Source organism: Bradyrhizobium sp. 613_E4_N2_2 (assembly GCF_052075995.1).
Taxonomy (GTDB): Bacteria; Pseudomonadota; Alphaproteobacteria; order Rhizobiales; family Xanthobacteraceae; genus Bradyrhizobium; species Bradyrhizobium barranii.
The window spans coordinates 2,515,073-2,530,666 of the sequence record NZ_CP197234.1; the positions used below are offsets into that span (position 1 = coordinate 2,515,073).

Annotated in this window: 13 protein-coding genes; 5 read left to right on the forward strand and 8 right to left on the reverse strand. The window is 65.6% G+C overall.

What is annotated here, in order from left to right; translation table 11 throughout:
* Positions 1-80: 80 nt before the first annotated feature.
* The 3 genes from AB7290_RS11845 to AB7290_RS11855 are packed head-to-tail and all read left to right on the forward strand — an operon-like array spanning position 81 to position 3,170.
* Positions 81-1,805 carry a DUF3300 domain-containing protein gene (locus AB7290_RS11845; RefSeq protein ID WP_283018917.1) on the forward strand — a complete coding sequence of 575 codons (1,725 nt, stop codon included), beginning with the start codon at positions 81-83 and terminating at the stop codon, positions 1,803-1,805.
* Positions 1,802-2,722 (forward strand): DUF2950 domain-containing protein, encoded by a 921-nt coding sequence (locus AB7290_RS11850; protein WP_283017290.1) that lies wholly within the window; start codon positions 1,802-1,804, stop codon positions 2,720-2,722. Before AB7290_RS11845 ends, AB7290_RS11850 begins: the two co-directional genes overlap by 4 nt.
* The gene (locus AB7290_RS11855) at positions 2,706-3,170 is read left to right on the forward strand and encodes a hypothetical protein (protein ID WP_063981868.1); all 465 of its coding nucleotides are present in this window, start codon (positions 2,706-2,708) and stop codon (positions 3,168-3,170) included. Before AB7290_RS11850 ends, AB7290_RS11855 begins: the two co-directional genes overlap by 17 nt.
* A 17-nt stretch (positions 3,171-3,187) precedes the next feature.
* Here AB7290_RS11855 and AB7290_RS11860 read toward each other — a convergent pair whose 3' ends face one another.
* On the reverse strand, positions 3,188-3,535 hold the full coding sequence (locus tag AB7290_RS11860) for a RidA family protein (RefSeq protein ID WP_039157651.1): 348 nt from the start codon (positions 3,533-3,535) through the stop codon (positions 3,188-3,190).
* Positions 3,536-3,843: 308 nt separating this feature from the next.
* Between AB7290_RS11860 and AB7290_RS11865 the strand changes: the two genes are divergently transcribed.
* Positions 3,844-6,165, forward strand: a complete 2,322-nt coding sequence (locus AB7290_RS11865) for a molybdopterin guanine dinucleotide-containing S/N-oxide reductase (RefSeq protein ID WP_354096541.1) — start codon at positions 3,844-3,846, stop codon at positions 6,163-6,165.
* 391 nt (positions 6,166-6,556) lie between these two features.
* Here AB7290_RS11865 and AB7290_RS11870 read toward each other — a convergent pair whose 3' ends face one another.
* Positions 6,557-7,534, reverse strand: a complete 978-nt coding sequence (locus AB7290_RS11870; protein ID WP_441253421.1) for a helix-turn-helix domain-containing protein — start codon at positions 7,532-7,534, stop codon at positions 6,557-6,559.
* Between the two features lie 348 nt (positions 7,535-7,882).
* Between AB7290_RS11870 and AB7290_RS11875 the strand changes: the two genes are divergently transcribed.
* Positions 7,883-10,765, forward strand: coding sequence for an ATP-binding protein (locus tag AB7290_RS11875; RefSeq protein WP_441253422.1), 2,883 nt, complete (start codon positions 7,883-7,885; stop codon positions 10,763-10,765).
* A gap of 6 nt (positions 10,766-10,771) precedes the next feature.
* On the opposite strand, the gene AB7290_RS11880 is transcribed toward AB7290_RS11875, so the two are convergent.
* From AB7290_RS11880 to AB7290_RS11905, 6 genes are all read right to left on the reverse strand, one after another.
* Complete coding sequence (locus AB7290_RS11880) at positions 10,772-11,491, reverse strand: hypothetical protein (RefSeq protein WP_283017286.1); 720 nt, start codon at positions 11,489-11,491, stop codon at positions 10,772-10,774.
* 105 nt (positions 11,492-11,596) lie between these two features.
* Positions 11,597-12,640 carry an alpha/beta fold hydrolase gene (locus AB7290_RS11885; protein WP_283017285.1) on the reverse strand — a complete coding sequence of 348 codons (1,044 nt, stop codon included), beginning with the start codon at positions 12,638-12,640 and terminating at the stop codon, positions 11,597-11,599.
* A gap of 38 nt (positions 12,641-12,678) precedes the next feature.
* The gene (locus tag AB7290_RS11890; RefSeq protein WP_283017284.1) at positions 12,679-13,635 is read right to left on the reverse strand and encodes an alpha/beta fold hydrolase; all 957 of its coding nucleotides are present in this window, start codon (positions 13,633-13,635) and stop codon (positions 12,679-12,681) included.
* A gap of 46 nt (positions 13,636-13,681) precedes the next feature.
* Positions 13,682-13,843 (reverse strand): hypothetical protein, encoded by a 162-nt coding sequence (locus tag AB7290_RS11895; protein ID WP_283017283.1) that lies wholly within the window; start codon positions 13,841-13,843, stop codon positions 13,682-13,684.
* Positions 13,844-13,873: 30 nt separating this feature from the next.
* Positions 13,874-14,572: a type 1 glutamine amidotransferase domain-containing protein gene (locus AB7290_RS11900; protein ID WP_283017282.1), complete on the reverse strand. Its 699-nt coding sequence runs from the start codon at positions 14,570-14,572 to the stop codon at positions 13,874-13,876.
* 196 nt (positions 14,573-14,768) lie between these two features.
* A complete protein-coding gene (locus tag AB7290_RS11905) occupies positions 14,769-15,476 on the reverse strand; it encodes a hypothetical protein (protein WP_283017281.1) in 708 nt (235 codons plus the stop codon).
* Between the last annotated feature and the right edge of the window lie 118 nt (positions 15,477-15,594).

Consider the following 15,594-nt stretch of genomic DNA (forward strand, 5'->3'; position numbering starts at 1 on the left):
CAGCCCTTCGTTGATCTTGATCAATAAACGCCCATGCCGCGGCCCGATCTTGATGGCCGGAAAGTTCGATGGAGGAAGGTATGTTTCGTTGCGGCAAGATTCTGATGGCGCTTGCGTTGATGCTGACGATGCCGATCACCGCAACCGCGCAGACAGCTGACAAGCCGGCGGCGCCAAGCACGCAGGCACAGCCCGCAAGTCCGCCTCCGCCGAGCGCCGAACTCCTGAAACCCGAGCAGCTCGAGGCGCTGGTGGCGCCAATCGCGCTCTATCCCGACGAGCTGCTGGCCAATGTGCTGGCGGCATCGACCTATCCGCTGGAAGTCGTGCAAGCCGATCGCTGGCTGAAGGAGCGCAAGACGCTGAAGGGCGATGCGCTGAAGGCCGAGGTCGACAAGCAGGCCTGGGACGACAGCGTCAAGGCGCTGGCGAGCACCGCCGATGTGTTGTCGATGATGAGCGACAAGCTCGAATGGACCCAGAAGCTGGGCGACGCTTTTCTCGCCCAGCAGCCCGATGTGATGGATGCGATCCAGCGCCTGCGCAACAAGGCCTATGACAACAAGAAGCTGGTCACGACCAAACAGCAGAAGGTCAGCGTTCAGAGCCAGGAAGGCAAGCAGGTGGTCGTCATCCAGCAGGCCGATCCCGCCGAGATGTACGTACCCTATTACGATCCGGCGACGGTCTACGGCGCCTGGCCCTACGCGGAGTATCCGCCCTATTATTGGGGCTATCCGTCCTATATCGGCGCCGGCGTGGTCGCAGCCGGTATCGCCTTCGGCACGGCCTGGGCGATCGGGCGCTGGGGCAATTACTGGGGCGGCGGCTGCAACTGGGGCAACCGCAACGTCTACGTCAATCATCGCACCACCAACATCGCCAACGGCTGGCAGCACAATCCGGCGCATCGCGGCGGCGTGCGCTACAACAACACCAACGCCCAGCAACGCTTCGGCAACAACAATGTGAGGGCGGGCGCGTCGGATCGGATGGATTTCCGCGGCCGTGACGGCAACCAGGTGCTGCGTCCGAGCCAGGGTGCGGGAGATCGAGCGGGAGATCGCGCCGGCGACCGTGCCGGTGATCGTGGCGGTCCGGGTGACCGTGCAGGAGATCGTGCCGGTGATCGCGGCGATCGTGCCGGCAATCGCGGCGACCGGCCCGGCGGCGGCGATCGCGCTGGCGCGGGAGATCGTGCCAAGGGTGGTGGAGATCGCGCCAAGAATGCAGGCAAGAATGCGGGTAAGGGCGGCGGCGATCGTGCAAAGGCTGCCAACCGTGCCGGCGGCGGCGCTGCCGCCAATCGTGGCGGTGACGGCAATCGCGGCGGCGCGATGAACGTCTCCTCCGGTCGGGCGGCGGCCGCAGCATCGGCGCGCGGACGCTCCAGCATGGCGAGCATGCCGCGCGGTGGTGGCGGCGGGGGCTATGCCGGGCGCGGCGGCGGTGGCGGAATGGCCATGCATGGTGGTGGTGGTGGCGGCTTCCGTGGTGGAGGCGGAGGAGGAGGCCGCGGCGGTGGCGGCGGTGGCCGGCGCTCCGACATCGCGCTGAAGCACGACATCACGCTGCTCGGCCATCTCTCTAACGGCCTCGGCTATTATCGCTTCAGCTACATCGGCAGCGACAAGGCCTATGTCGGCGTGATGGCGCAGGAGGTGGAGCAGGTGATGCCTGACGCCGTGACGCGCGGCAGCGATGGTTATCTGCGCGTCTATTATGACAAGCTTGGCCTGACATTCCGCACCTACCGCGATTGGCTAGCCGACGGCGCGAAGATCCCTGCGGAGGTGACGCCATGATCGGCCTGAAATCGCTCCATCGGGCGATCCTGGCGGGCGTGGTGGCGCTCGCCATGCTTGGCTCGGCGGCACAGGCACAGCAATCCTACAAGACACCGGAGGATGCGGCCGCCGCACTCGCGGCCGCAGTCAAAAGCGCGCCGGGCGACATTCTGAAGGTGCTCGGCAGGGCCGCCGAGGATATCGTCTCGTCCGGTGACGAGGTCGCCGACAACGACATCCGTCAACGCTTCACGTCGATGTACGACGCCAAGCACGGCATCAAGGCGGAGGGCAACAAGACCGCGACCTTGATACTGGGGCCGGACGATTTCCCGTTCCCGATTCCGCTGGTCAACACCAAGACAGGCTGGGCGTTCGACACCGACGAGGGGCGGATCGAGGTGCTTCGTCGCCGCATCGGCCGCAACGAGCTCGACGCGATCCAGACCGCGCTCGCCTATGTCGATGCCCAGAATGAATATGCCGACAAGGATCGCGGCGAGGGCGCGGGTGTCTACGCGCAACGCTTCCTTTCCACGCCCGGCAAGAAGGACGGCCTGTTCTGGCGTGACGACAGTGATCCGAGCCCGCTCGGCGCGCTGGTCGCGGAGGCCTCGGCCGAAGGCTACAAGCAAGGCACAGGCGAGGGACCGGCGCCTTATCACGGCTACTACTTCCGAATACTGAAAGGCCAGGGTTCCGACGCGGCCGGTGGCGCGCTCAACTACGTCGTCAAGGGCAAGATGATCGGGGGCTTCGGACTGATCGCTTGGCCCGCCGAATACGGCAATTCCGGCGTGATGACGTTTCTCGTCAATCATGCCGGCACCGTCTACCAGAAGGATCTCGGCAACCGCACGGCGGTCATCGCCGAGCGCACCACGCTGTTCGATCCCGACCAGACCTGGAAGAAGGTCGATGCCGCGAAGCCATAAACCGGAACGCATGCGGCGCGCGACCGCAATCGGCCTTGCCGCGCTCGCGCTCCTCCTGCTCGCGATGCCGGCCACGCCGTCGTTCGCGCAAGCGAGCGGCCATGTCCAGGTGAGGTTCGTCAAGGCTGGCCTGCTGGTCGGAGGCGGCACCGGCAGTGGCGTGCTGAACTACCGCGGTCGGAACTATCCCTTCAAGGTCTCCGGCTTGAGCGTCGGCATCACGGCCGGTGCGACCGTCGGCAGATTTGATGGCCGGGCATCAGGCATCCGCGATGTCGGCGACTTCGTCGGCACCTATAGCTCCGTCGGCGGCGGCTTCGCACTCGTCGGCGGCGTCAACGGCGCCCATCTGCGCAACGAAAAGGGCGTGACGATCGTATTGCAAGGCCCGAAGGCCGGACTTGAGCTCGCCTCCAACATCAGCGCGATCACGATCGCCTGGAAGTGAGCGCCTCGAGCCTGGGGTTACCGGGCCGCGATGGCCGTCATCTCGAGTTTGACGCCTGGACCGAGATCGGCCACGCCGATCGCAGCGCGCGCCGGCAGGTGAGCTTCCGCAAAGTGCGCCTTCCAGGCCGCATTGAACTCCGCCTTCTCCTTCAGGTTGGTCATGAAGATGGTCACCTGCAAGACGTTGGCGAGATCGGAGCCGAGCGTCTTCAACAGGCGCGCCAGTTGCCCGAGGACGTCGTTGGCCTGGCCCGACATATCGAGGCTGGTGTCCTCGGGGACGATCCCGCCGATGTAGAGCACGCCATTATGCTCGACCACCTCGTGGAGGAGTCCTTCGTAGGGCAAGACGCGCTGGATCATGATGAGACCGATGCTGCTGTGGGGATGGGCGGCATATCGCACATTTCCATGTCGATGTCGTTTGAAGAGATTTCGCGACCGGGGTGTCCCGAAGGTCATCCAACAAGATATTGAAAATAAAGAATAAATTGTCTGAAGAATCGCCGCTGGCCGCGCGGTCGGACGGTCATCAAGCTGTACTTGCGCGCGGGAGCCCGGCGTTTCCGACGGCCCTGATCCCGACGACATCGGGATGCGGATCGGTATACTGCCACCGGAATCGACGCGGCAGCGGCTGGGCCCGTGCCGCGCGGAACAAGGATCAGACGATGGACGATACGATTGGCTTTCCCGACCCTGGCCTCGACCTGTCTGACGGCTTCAAGCCCCACACCTCGCATTGGGGCGTGTTTTCCGCGCGTCAAAGCGAAGCCGGACTCGAGGTCAGGGCCTATGCGGGCGACCCCGATCCGAACGGCATCATCGGCAATTTTCCCGGTGCGCTGCGTCATCAGGCGCGCATCGCCCAGCCGGCGATCCGCCGCGGCTGGCTCGAGCGCGGACCCGGCCCGGACGATCGCCGCGGCCGCGATGAGTTCGTCTCCGTCAGCTGGGAGATGGCGCTCGATCTGCTCGGCGACGAGCTCGGCCGCATCCGCGACACGCGCGGGCCGGGCGCTGTGTTCGGCGGCTCCTACGGCTGGTCGAGCGCGGGCCGCTTCCATCATGCCCAGAGCCAGGTGCATCGCTTCCTCAACATCGCGATGGGCGGCTATGTGCGCTCGGTGAATACCTATTCCTCGGGCGCGTCGTCGGTGCTGCTGCCGCAGATCCTTGCGGGCTACGAGGACATCACCAAGCGCAACGTCACCTGGGAGCAGATTGCTGAGAACACCGACATCGTGCTGGCGTTCGGCGGCATGGCGCTGAAGAACTCCATGGTGGCCGGCGGCTCGATCAGCAAGCATGTCGAGCGCGGCGCCATGGAAGCCGCGCGCCGGCGCGGCTGCGCGTTCATCCTAGTCAGCCCGCTGCGCGACGATCTTCCCGTCGAGGCCGGCGCCGAATGGATGACGTGCCTGCCCGGCACCGACACCGCCCTGATGCTCGGCATCGTCCACACACTTGTGAGCGAAGGCCTGCACGACCAGGCCTTCCTCGATCGCTACACCGAAGGCTGGCCCGTGTTCCTGCGCTATCTCAATGGCGAGAGCGACGGGCAGGCCAAGCATGCCGAATGGGCCGCCGCAATTTGCGGCGTCGATGCGGACGCGATCCGAGAGCTCGCGCGCCGCGCCGCCGGAAAGCGTGCGCTGATCACCGTTTCGCATTCGCTCCAGCGCGCCGAGCATGGCGAGCAGCCGGTATGGATGGGCATGGTGCTCGCAGCAGCACTCGGCCAGATCGGCCTGCCTGGTGGCGGCTATGCTTATTCGCTCGGCGCGATCGGCTATTACGGCCGCCGCGTCAACGACGTGCCGGGACCGACGCTGGGGCAGGGCCGCAACGGCGTGCGCGATTTCATTCCGGTCGCGCGCATCGCCGACATGTTGCTCAATCCCGGCACGACCTATCGCTACAATGGCGAGACGCGTACCTATCCGGACATCCGCCTCGTCTACTGGGCCGGCGGCAATCCCTTCCATCACCATCAGGACATCAACCGCTTGCGCAAGGCTTTTGCGCAGCTCGATACGTTCGTCGTGCACGAGCTCGCCTGGACCGCGACGGCGCGGCACGCGGACATCGTGCTGCCCTCGACCATGACGCTGGAGCGCGAGGACATCGGCTATTCGACCAACGATCCCCTGATGGTCGCGATGCACCAGATCGCCGAGCCCTTCGGCCTTGCGCGTGACGATTACGACATCTTTGCCGATCTCGCCGAGCGCCTGGGTGCGCGCGAACCTTTCACCGAAGGGCGCACGTCGCGGCAGTGGCTCGAACATCTGTACGAGCCGACTCGCGCCTCGCTTCAAGCGCGTGGCCTCGAGGCGCCTGATTTCGACGAATTCTGGCGGCGCGGCAGCCTGGTCGTGCCGCAACAGCCCGACGACGGCGGCCGGCTGCGCAGCTTTCGCGAGGATCCGGCCAATCATCCGCTGCCGACGCCGAGCGGGCGCATCGAGATCTATTCAGCCAAGATCGCTGCGCACGGCGATGCCGATTGCCCCGGCCATCCGGTCTGGCTCGACAAGACCGACATGCCGAAACCCGGCGCGCCGTGCTTCCTCGTCGCCAACCAGCCGGTGACGCGCCTGCACAGCCAGCTCGACTTCGGCGGCCATTCGCTGGGCGCGAAGCATCGCGGCCGCGAGGTCGCGCGCATGAATCCACGCGATGCCGATGCACGCGGAATCAAGGACGGCGACATCATCCGCCTGTTCAACGAGCGCGGCGCGTGTCTTGCCGCCGTCCATGTCACCGACGGCATCGCAGCCGGCGTGGTGCAATTGCCGACCGGCGCGTGGTACGACCCGATGGACCCCGAGGACGAAGCGCCGCTCTGCGTTCACGGCAATCCCAACGTGCTCACCCGCGACATCGGCACCTCGTCCTTCGCGCAGGGCTGCACCGGCCAGCTCACGACGGTCGAGGTGGAGAAGTTCACCGGCAATCTGCCGCCGATCCGCGCGTTCGATCCGGTGTAGGCGCGTCGCCGGGACTGCTGCGCCGTAGTGCGAAGGCGCCGGATTACGCTGCGCTCCATCCGGTCTACGCGAAATGCACTCGCAACGACGACGTGGAGGGAGTGTGAGTCATACTGCGCTCTCGTGCCCGTGCCGTAGCGCGTCCAGGACACGAGAGACACAAAAGAAAGGGGGCCGCCCTGTGTGGGCGCAGGGACGGCCCCGAGTGGCTCGCAGACCCGGGAGGAAAAGGGCTCGAGCCGGCGCGAGTGGCAGGGCACTCACGCCAAAGAAATCGCAAACCGGTCGAAGTGCAGATGGCGTGATGCCAAGTGCCTTGATCTCAAGTCGCTTGATTCCAAGTCCCTCGATTCCAGTTCCCTCGATCCCAATTCGCCTGCCGCCGCACGAACTACGCGGCTGCGCCGACCATCCCGTCCATGTCCGCGGCAGGGCGCCGCCGCGAAAGCGCCTCCGTAGCAGGCAGCACGGCCCTGCTGGCCAGACGCCAGCGTGCCGGTGACTCGCCGCTGATGCGCTTGAACACGGTCGAAAAATGCGCCTGGGTGCTGAAGCCGACGGCAAGCGCGATCTCCGCCAGCGGCCGCTCGGTCGTCGTGAGCAAGGTCTTCGCATGCTCGACGCGATGATTGAGCAGATATTCGCGCGGACGGTAGCCGGTCGCGGCGCGGAACTGTGCCGCGAAATGCATCCTCGAGAGGCCTGCGACATTGGCGAGCTCTGACAGGCTGATGCAGCGATCAAAGTGATCGGCGATATATTGCTCGACGCGGCGTAGCCGCCATTTCGGCAAGGCATTGACTTTTGAGCGTGGCAGCTCGAGCCGGGTCAGATGCATCGCAAGGGTCTCGCCGATGCAGCGCGCGAACTGCTGGTCCGCGGTATCGCCATGCTCGGTCAGTGCCTTGGCGAGCTCGGCTGCGAGCGGGTCGCGCAGCAGGACGAGGTCGTTGAGGCCCTCGGTCGCCGGCCGCGCCGCCGAAAAATGATCGGTGGAGATGTGGAAGTGCAGGAAAGCGCAGGGCGACTGGAATTGCACGCCGAGAAGCTTCGATGGCGCACTGACGTACAGCGTGCCCGCGGGCATGGTGCCGTCGAAGATGATCTGACGGTCCCGCGTCAGCTTTACCCGAGCGGTCTTCAGCGCGATGGCGACGAAATAGCGGTCCGCCGGCGTCGTCGCTTCGTGCGACGAGATGGCCCGAGAATCCTCCCATCGCGAAATCGTGATATCCGCGTTCAGGCCGCGGTCGATGTTGCGCCATCCGTTTTCCTGCGCGATTGCTCGCATCCCGTGCGAAGCCTCGCGATCACACCGGCTGGCGGGAAATTCGATCCAGGCATGCGCTGCTTGCAAGTCATTGAACATCGCTCGTCCTCTCCTGGCCTCGTCGCCGCTTGCAGCGATCGGCCAACTCTCAGTGCTTTCCACGATCAGAGGATAGGCGTGAGCCAGGCAAGAAGCCCGTTAGTGATGATTAGGAGGTGTTAGATTTTGTGCGAGCGCATGAAGTGTGACAGCCCGCCGCAGGACGTTTGATTTTGTCCAGCATTTCAATTATTTGCGCAGATCGGTGCGGTGTGAGGACATTGCAGAACATCGCGTGGCGATCGATGTGCCGGTATGAGGCCGGCACGGTGCCTTGCTGGACCGCGCATCGACGGCGAGTATAGTCGCCGCGCATTTGAATGAAATGGCCGTCAAGATGAGTCAGAAGTGACCGAACCCCCGGTAGGACATGGCTCGCCCGGCAATGGCGCCGGGGCGAGCCTTGATTTCGACGCAGTCTCGTTCGGACCGTTTTCGCTGCGGTCGCGGTTGCTCGAGAGGGACGGAGCGCCGGTCAAGCTCGGCAGCCGCGCGATGGACATTCTGCGCCTGCTCCTCAGCCGTGCCGGCGAAGTGGTGCCGAAGAACGAGATTCTGAGCTACGCGTGGTCCGGCCTCGCGGTCGAGGAGATCAGCCTGCGCGTCCATGTCGCGGAGCTGCGCAAGGTGCTTGGCGACGGCAAGGACGGGGCCCGCTACATCACCAACGTCCCGAGCCGCGGCTATTGCTTCGTCGCGCCTGTGCAACGTGGCGAGCGCAACGCCGCTCCGGCACTCGCGCCGCGTGCACCTGAAAGAACGGCGGCGCCGGCGGCCTTGCCACACCGGCTGGACCGGATGATCGGTCGGGACGACGTGCTGCCCGAGTTGTCGGCGCGTCTGCTGAGCGACCGCTTCGTCACGCTGCGAGGACCGGGCGGCATCGGCAAGACCACGGTTGCGACCGCGCTCGCGCATGACATGTGGCAGGCATTCGAGGGCCACGTTCATTTCCTCGAATTCGGCCCACTGAAGGACGCCACGCTGGTCGCGAGCACGGTAGCCGCCGCTCTGGGCCTCGTCGTGCATCACGATGATCCCTCAGGCAGCATCGTCAATTTTCTGCGCGGACGGCGGCTGCTTCTCATCCTCGACAGCTGCGAGCACGTCATCGACGAGGTCGCTCGTTTGGCCGAAAACATCTATCGCGAGGCGCCGGACATCGCGATTCTCGCCACCAGCCGCGAGTCGCTGCTGGTGGAAGGCGAGCAGATCTTCGAGCTCGTTCCGCTGGCCGGCCCGCCGCAAGGGGCGCGCCTCAGCGCCGGCGAAGTGCTGGATTATCCGGCCGCGCAGCTGTTCATCGATCGTGCCGCGGCCGCAGGCCATCGCGGCGATATCACGGACGAGGATGCCGACGTCCTGGCCGAGATCTGCGGCAAGCTCGACGGCATCGCGCTCGCGATCGAGCTCGCCGCCGTGCGCGTCGGCGTCTACGGATTGCTGGAGATGGCCGCGCTGCTCGACTCCAGGCTCAAGCTCGAATGGCGCGGACGGCGAACGGCGCCGCCACGGCAGCAGACGCTCGGCGCGACGCTCGACTGGAGTTTTGGCCTGATCGGCGAGAGCGAGCGGACCGTGCTTCAGCGGCTCGCCATCTTCGCAGGCCCCTTCACGCTCAAGGGGGCGATCGCAGTCGCCGCGGAGGAGGGAACGCCGGGTGATCGTGTCGTCGATGCGCTGGAGCAGCTCGTGGCCAAGTCGCTGGTGTCGGCGCAGCCCGATGGTGCATCGCGACGCTATCGCCTGCTGGATGCCACGCGCGCCTATGCCATGCAGAAGCTGGTCGACGCAGGCGAAGCGGCAGCGATCGCGCGCCGTCACACGGCCTATGTTCAGCGCACGCTCGAAGCCGGCATGGCGGAGCAGGGCGGCGACGACCCGGCTTCGCGCCTGCAGGCGCGCGCGAGCCTGCTCGCAGATGCCCGTGCGGCGTTGGAATGGAGTTTTGCCAACCACGACGGTGCCGCCCTGCGCGTGCCGCTCGCCGGCAGCGCCGCAAGGCTGTTCGTCGAGCTCAACCTGCTGAACGAGGCGCGCATCTGGTCGGGCCGCGCGCTCGCGATGCTCGACGATGCCAACCAGGGCGGCAAATGGGAGCTCGAGCTGCAGTCGACGCTTGGCCACGCCTTCATGTTCACGGAGCGCAACAGCGAGCAGGCCGAGGCCGCACTCCGGCGCGGGCTGGAGATCGCCGAAGCGCTCGACGATCACGCCAATGCGTTCAGGCTGCTGTCGCGGTTGAACATGTTCTATCGCCGCACCGGCGACTACAGGCACCTCGTGCCGACCGCACGCCAGGCCGAGCGCATCGCCCGCCAGATCGGCGATACCGCGGGGATCGCAGGCAGCAAGGCGCTTCTCGGCGTGTCCTATCATCTCGCCGGCGACCAGGCTGAGGCGCTGGCCCATCTCGACGAAGGCGTGCGCGACGACGCCGCGCTGCGCGGGACGGAGCCCGGGCATTTCGCCTATTCGCGCACGCCGCAGATTCCGCTCGCGCGGGTGCTGTGGTTGCGCGGCTTCCCCGACCGCGCACTCGATTGCGTCCGCCCGCTCGTCGGCGCCGCCGCGCCGCGCGACGTGGTGATGCATTGCATTGCGCTGTGCTGGTCATCCTCGGTGTTCGGCTGGGTCGGCGACTGGGCCGCCGTCGAGACGATGACGGGGCGCCTCGCGACCCATGCGAATTTGCACGGACTCGCGCCGTACGAAGCCGTCGCGACCGGCTTTCGCGCGCAGACCATGATCGCCCGCGGCGAGCTGGCCGGCGGTGTCGATCTGCTGCGGAGCGCGCTGCCGCGCCTGCATGCGGATCGCTACGAGCTCTACGCATCCGCGTTCGCCGCGGATCTGTCGCAAGGACTGGCTGCGCTGGGACGGTTGACGGAAGGGCTGCAAGTCCTGCATGAGACGATCGCTCGCGTCGAGCTGGGCGGCGGAGGTTTCGACATGCCCGAGCTCCTGCGCCGGCGTGGCGACCTCGAGGCGCGCACCGGTGATCTCGGTGCCGCCGAAGCGAGCTTCGCCGCATCGCTCGCGCTGGCCGAGCAGCAGGGCGCGCTGTCCTGGCTATTGCGGACGGAGATGTCGCTTGCGGCGCTTCGGCTTCGGCAGGGCATCAAGAATCCGCTCGACGATCTCGCCGCGACCTATGCCCGGTTCTCGGAAGGATTCGAGACGGCCGATTTGAAGGCCGCACGGCTCGTGCTGGACGAGGCATCAGCCTGACAAGGCTCAGTCGAACCGGAAATCCGCGAGATCGATCGACACCATCAGCTCCTCACGCAGCGGCATCAGATCGTCGCCGCGCAGATAGATGCGCCGGCGGGTCGGGAGCTTGAAGCCGTCAACGGTGACGGGATCGGATACGTACTGAGCTGCCGGAAAGTTGCCGGCGATCTCGACCCGGTAATCATGCCGGCGGATCAGCATGTCGGGGCCAAAATAGAAATCCTGCTCGGCGCTGTGGCTTGCGATCACGGTTGGGAACGTCGCCCGCAATCCGCGCCAGACCTCTGCGCCCTCGCGCCAGGGTGCGATCTCCCGGACGTCGAACCCGTCCGCCGCCAGCAGGAACGGCGCAGTCATGTAGGTCCAGAGCGCATAGCCGTTGAAATAGGCGCGATGCAGCGGATCCCAATGCGTGCGCATATCGTGCCGCGCGAACGAGCCGCGCGGATTGTTGCGCTCCGCGACGATGCGGCCGTCCGCGGCCACGATGGCAATCCGCTCCGGGCTGAAGTCGGTGCGCTGGCCGGGCTTGCCGAACGGCTCCACGGAAGCCCGCTCACGATGCAGCTCGATCCGCATCGTGCGCGGCGCCTGGTCCTGATCGACGCCCTTCAATATCCAGAGGTCGCCGCCCGTCACGATCGTGGCGGTGAGTCGCTCGTGGGCATTCCATCGATCGAGCCCGCCATGGGCCTCGATCGCATTCGCCAGCAGCGGAATCATCCGGCCGTTTCCTCTCGCATCGGTGGTGTCGCCCCAATAGAGATACCCCCGTGCGTAGACGATCGCCCGTTAAGCGTTGTTAAGTGCCGTTGGCAGGTCCGGCGCCTAGGCTTCGGCCATGACGCCCAGCACCGCGTCAGCAAAGGCCTTCGGCGCTTCTTGCGGCAGATTGTGGCCGATACCGCCCTTGATGGTCCGGTGCGAATAGCGCCCGGAGAATTTCTTCGCGTAAGCGGACGGTTCCGGATGCGGTGCCCCGTTGGCGTCACCCTCCATGGTGATCGTAGGCACTGCGATCACGGGCGCCTGCGCCAATTTCGCCTCGTCGTCGGCGTATTTCGCTTCGCCTTCGGCGAGGCCCAGCCGCCAGCGATAATTGTGGATCACGATCGCCACATGGTCCGGATTGTCGAACGCCTTCGCGCTGCGATCGAAGGTGGAATCGTCGAAATGCCATTGGGGCGAAGCGAGCTGCCAGATCAGTTTCGAGAAATCGTGGCGGTACTTGTCGTAGCCCTCGCGGCCGCGCTCGGTGGCGAAATAGAACTGGTACCACCATTGCAGCTCGGCCTTCGGCGGCAGCGGCATCTTGCCGGCCTGCTGGCTGCCGATCAGGTAACCGCTCACCGAGGCCATCGCCTTGACCCGCTCCGGCCAGAGCGCAGCGATGATGTTGGCGGTGCGCGCACCCCAGTCGAAGCCAGCAATCGTCGCCTTGTCGATTCCGAGCGCGTCCATCAGGGCGACGATGTCGGCCGCGATCGCCGCCGGCTGCCCGTTCCGCATCGTCGCGTCGGAGAGGAAGCGCGTGCTGCCGTAGCCGCGCAGGTAAGGCACGATCACGCGACGCCCGGCTGCAGCGAGCAGCGGTGCGACGTCGACGAAGGCGTAGATGTCATAGGGCCAGCCATGCAGCAGGATCACGGGCGGGCCATCCGCGGGACCCGCCTCGGCATAGCCGACATTGAGGAGGCCGGCGTCGATCTGTTTCAGGGACGCGAACGCGGTGTTGGCGCCGGGCTTGACGACGGTGGCGGACTTCGCCGGCTTCGCCGTAGCCGTCGTGCTCAGCGCAAGCTGGGTCGCGGCGAGCGCCATGGCAGCCCTGCCGACGAAACGACGTCGTTCGTGGCTGATGTTGTCGGTCATGCGTGCCTCCTGTGGTCAGTGCATTGTGCAAGTCGCCGTCAGCCCTTGTGCCCGTCCAGACGCGCAAGGAAGTCGCGGACCAGCGTGGCGATCTCGTCGGTCGCCTCGTCGAGCGCGAAATGGCCGGCTTCGAGGATGTGGACCTCCGCATCCGGCACATCGTCGCGATAGGCCGAAGCGCCGGCGACGGCGAAGGACGGATCGTACTTGCCCCAGACCACCAGCGTCGGCGGCCGCGTCTTGCGCAGCCACGCCTGCCACTTCGGATAGGAGGCGACGTTGGTCCGGTAATCCAGGAACAGCGTGGTCTGGATCTCGGCCTCGCCGGGACGCGTCAGGAACGCGTATTCGTCGGTCCAGCTATCGGGGTCGTAACGCTCGGGGTGCGGGCTGGAGCCGAGGTGCCGCTGGCGCGTCGCGGCCAAGGATGTGAAGTTGGCCTTGAGCGCCTCGAGCTCATGCGCCGGATCGGCCCAATATCTGCGACGAGCTTCCCAGAGCGGGCTCAAGCCTTGCTCATGCGAAACGGCATTCTGGATCATGATGGCGCGGACGCGCTCGGGATGCGCCAGCGCCATGCGGAAACCGACCGGACCGCCATAGTCCTGCATGAACAGCACGTAGTTGGTCAGGCCGAGCTTGTTCGTCAGCTCGCCCATCACGCCGGCGATGTTGTCAAAAGTGTAGGTGAAGTCGGACGGCGACGGCGCGCTGCTGTTGCCGAAGCCGGGATAATCAGGCGCGATCAGGTGATATTTGTCGGCGAGCAGCGGCAGCAGGGGTTCCCACATCCGCGACGAGGAGGGAAAGCCGTGCAGCAGCAGCACGGTCGGCGCGTCGGCGGGCCCGGCCTCGCGGTAGAAGATATTGAGACCCCCGATATCGATGGTGTGATAGCTGATCGAGCGTCGGCTCGACCGCAGATCCTGTGCCGAGGCCTGCACGGTGGTGCAGGCGAGGGCGGCCGAGAGGGCGAGGGTGGCTGGAATGTTCATGTCATCGCTCCGATGTGGGCGTGTCGCGTCGAGAGGTGCCGGCGCGTCATGCGCCGGCAACCGCTCTGACGGGATTGACCGGCACGCTGCCACCGTGATCGCTGTTGTGCGCAGCAGCTTCCGCTCGCCGGATCACATTCGTAAGCTCCGGCGTAAAGCTTTCGTCATCGTCCTCGATGTGTCCGGTCAGTGCCAGGGCGGTGCTCATTGATGAGCACCGCTCCGATGCGAGCCTGACTTACGCGGCCGACTTCGCCTTCTTGGCCAGGGCGGCGAGCAGCGTCTGCGCGGCCGGGCCGGAGGAGTGCGGATTCTGTCCCGTGATGAGCTGGCCCGCGCTGACGACGTGTACGCCCCAGTTCGCCGTTTTCGAGAAGACCGCGCCGAGCTTCAACATCTCGTCCTCGACGAGGAACGGAACGACATGGGTCAGGCCCACGTCCTCTTCCTCGCCGTTGGTGAAGCCGGTCACTTCCTTGCCCTCGACCAAAGGCTTGCCATCGGGCGTCTTGACGTGGCGCAGCGCACCGGTCGAGTGACACACCACCGCGATGGTCTTGCCTGCGGCGAGGAACGATTCGATCAGCTTGACCGAGTCCTTGTCTTCGGCGAGGTCCCACATCGGGCCGTGACCGCCGGGATAGAACAGCGTGTCGAAGTCTTCTTGCTTGACGCTGTCGAGGCGCACGGTCTTGTCGAGCTGGGCTTCAGCGGCGGCGTCCGCCTCGAAGCGCAGCGTCAGGTCGGTGCGGAACTCGGGCTCGTTGCTCTTGGGATCGAGTGGCGGCCGGCCGCCCTTGGGCGAAGCCAGCGTGATCTCCGCGCCGGAATCCTTGAACACGTAGTAGGGGGCGGCGAGCTCCTCGAGCCAGAACCCGGTCTTGCGTCCGGTGTTGCCGAGCTGGTCGTGGGAGGTGATAACCATAAGAATCTTCATGACGATCTCCTTGAATGCGTTCGCTGCAATGACGCATTCCCTCGTGGTGGAGGTGCGCCGGCCTCGGTCTCGTCGAGCACGACACTTGTTCGTTGCTCGTGAGCCCAATGTTGCACCCAAGGCCGCGTGTTAGCTCGTTATGTATTGTTAGGCGTTGAGAGCAGTGAACGGTTCCAGCTCTCGCGCGTCGCCACCGCTACTCGAACACGGCGTCGAAGATCTCGACGTCCATCAGCACGGGCTTGGCGACCACGCTTCCATCAGGCCGCAGCGTCTGCACACGCCGCAATGTCGGCACGACGATGCCGCCGAAGCTGTCATGGGCCCAGGAATAATGTGCGACCTTGTTTCCGAACAGATCGTGATCCGTCCGCCGTTGCAGCGCGTTCTCGTCGAAGTAGAAGATCTGCTCGGGCGCGAGCGTGATCAGGTTCGGCGGGAACTGCGCGCGCAGCCGACGCCACGTGTCAGCGTTTTCGCGCCACGGCGGAAGCTCCTCCGTGACGACGTCGGGATGGGCGAGCAGAAATGGGGTGGTCAGATAATTCCAGATCGCAACGCCGCAGAAGAAGACGAGGTGCAATTCGTCCGCGAGCGCAGGAGAGCCGGTCTCGGGAAATGTAGGGCTCGGGTTATCCCAGGTGCGCAGGACCTCACCCTCGAGGCTCTCGATCGTGATCGCGTCGGGTTGAAAGCAGCCGGAGTGTTCACCCCCGGTGATGCCGGTGAAGCGGACCGACTGGGCGCGGGTCGAGCCCTCCGCCGTCACGTCCTTGAATTCGCTGGCATGTCCGGCGCTGGAGAACAACGAGCCGCCGACGGAAAGGTGGAGCGTGAATCGGGTCAAGCTATTCCAGCGGGCCATACCGCCGCTGGCATCAATTACATCGTCAAGAAGCGCCATATCCCGCCATATCCACCGTGAAGTGCCACCACCATGGCGGGGCGGATGCGGCTTGGCGTGTTAGAACTTGTTAGGACTTGCGAGCAGGTGCTTGGACGGTATCCCGTTGAAGATACTG

Bases quoted from the DNA above. Each gene is read 5' to 3' on its own strand.
- AB7290_RS11845 (WP_283018917.1), top strand. From the start codon at position 81: ATGTTTCGTTGCGGCAAGATTCTGATGGCGCTTGCGTTGATGCTGACG.
- AB7290_RS11905 (WP_283017281.1), bottom strand. From the start codon at position 15,476: ATGGCGCTTCTTGACGATGTAATTGATGCCAGCGGCGGTATGGCCCGC.
- AB7290_RS11895 (WP_283017283.1), bottom strand. From the start codon at position 13,843: ATGAGCACCGCCCTGGCACTGACCGGACACATCGAGGACGATGACGAA.
- AB7290_RS11855 (WP_063981868.1), top strand. From the start codon at position 2,706: ATGCCGCGAAGCCATAAACCGGAACGCATGCGGCGCGCGACCGCAATC.
- AB7290_RS11870 (WP_441253421.1), bottom strand. From the start codon at position 7,534: ATGTTCAATGACTTGCAAGCAGCGCATGCCTGGATCGAATTTCCCGCC.
- AB7290_RS11890 (WP_283017284.1), bottom strand. From the start codon at position 13,635: ATGAACATTCCAGCCACCCTCGCCCTCTCGGCCGCCCTCGCCTGCACC.
- AB7290_RS11885 (WP_283017285.1), bottom strand. From the start codon at position 12,640: ATGACCGACAACATCAGCCACGAACGACGTCGTTTCGTCGGCAGGGCT.
- AB7290_RS11900 (WP_283017282.1), bottom strand. From the start codon at position 14,572: ATGAAGATTCTTATGGTTATCACCTCCCACGACCAGCTCGGCAACACC.
- AB7290_RS11880 (WP_283017286.1), bottom strand. From the start codon at position 11,491: ATGATTCCGCTGCTGGCGAATGCGATCGAGGCCCATGGCGGGCTCGAT.
- AB7290_RS11865 (WP_354096541.1), top strand. From the start codon at position 3,844: ATGGACGATACGATTGGCTTTCCCGACCCTGGCCTCGACCTGTCTGAC.
- AB7290_RS11850 (WP_283017290.1), top strand. From the start codon at position 1,802: ATGATCGGCCTGAAATCGCTCCATCGGGCGATCCTGGCGGGCGTGGTG.
- AB7290_RS11860 (WP_039157651.1), bottom strand. From the start codon at position 3,535: ATGATCCAGCGCGTCTTGCCCTACGAAGGACTCCTCCACGAGGTGGTC.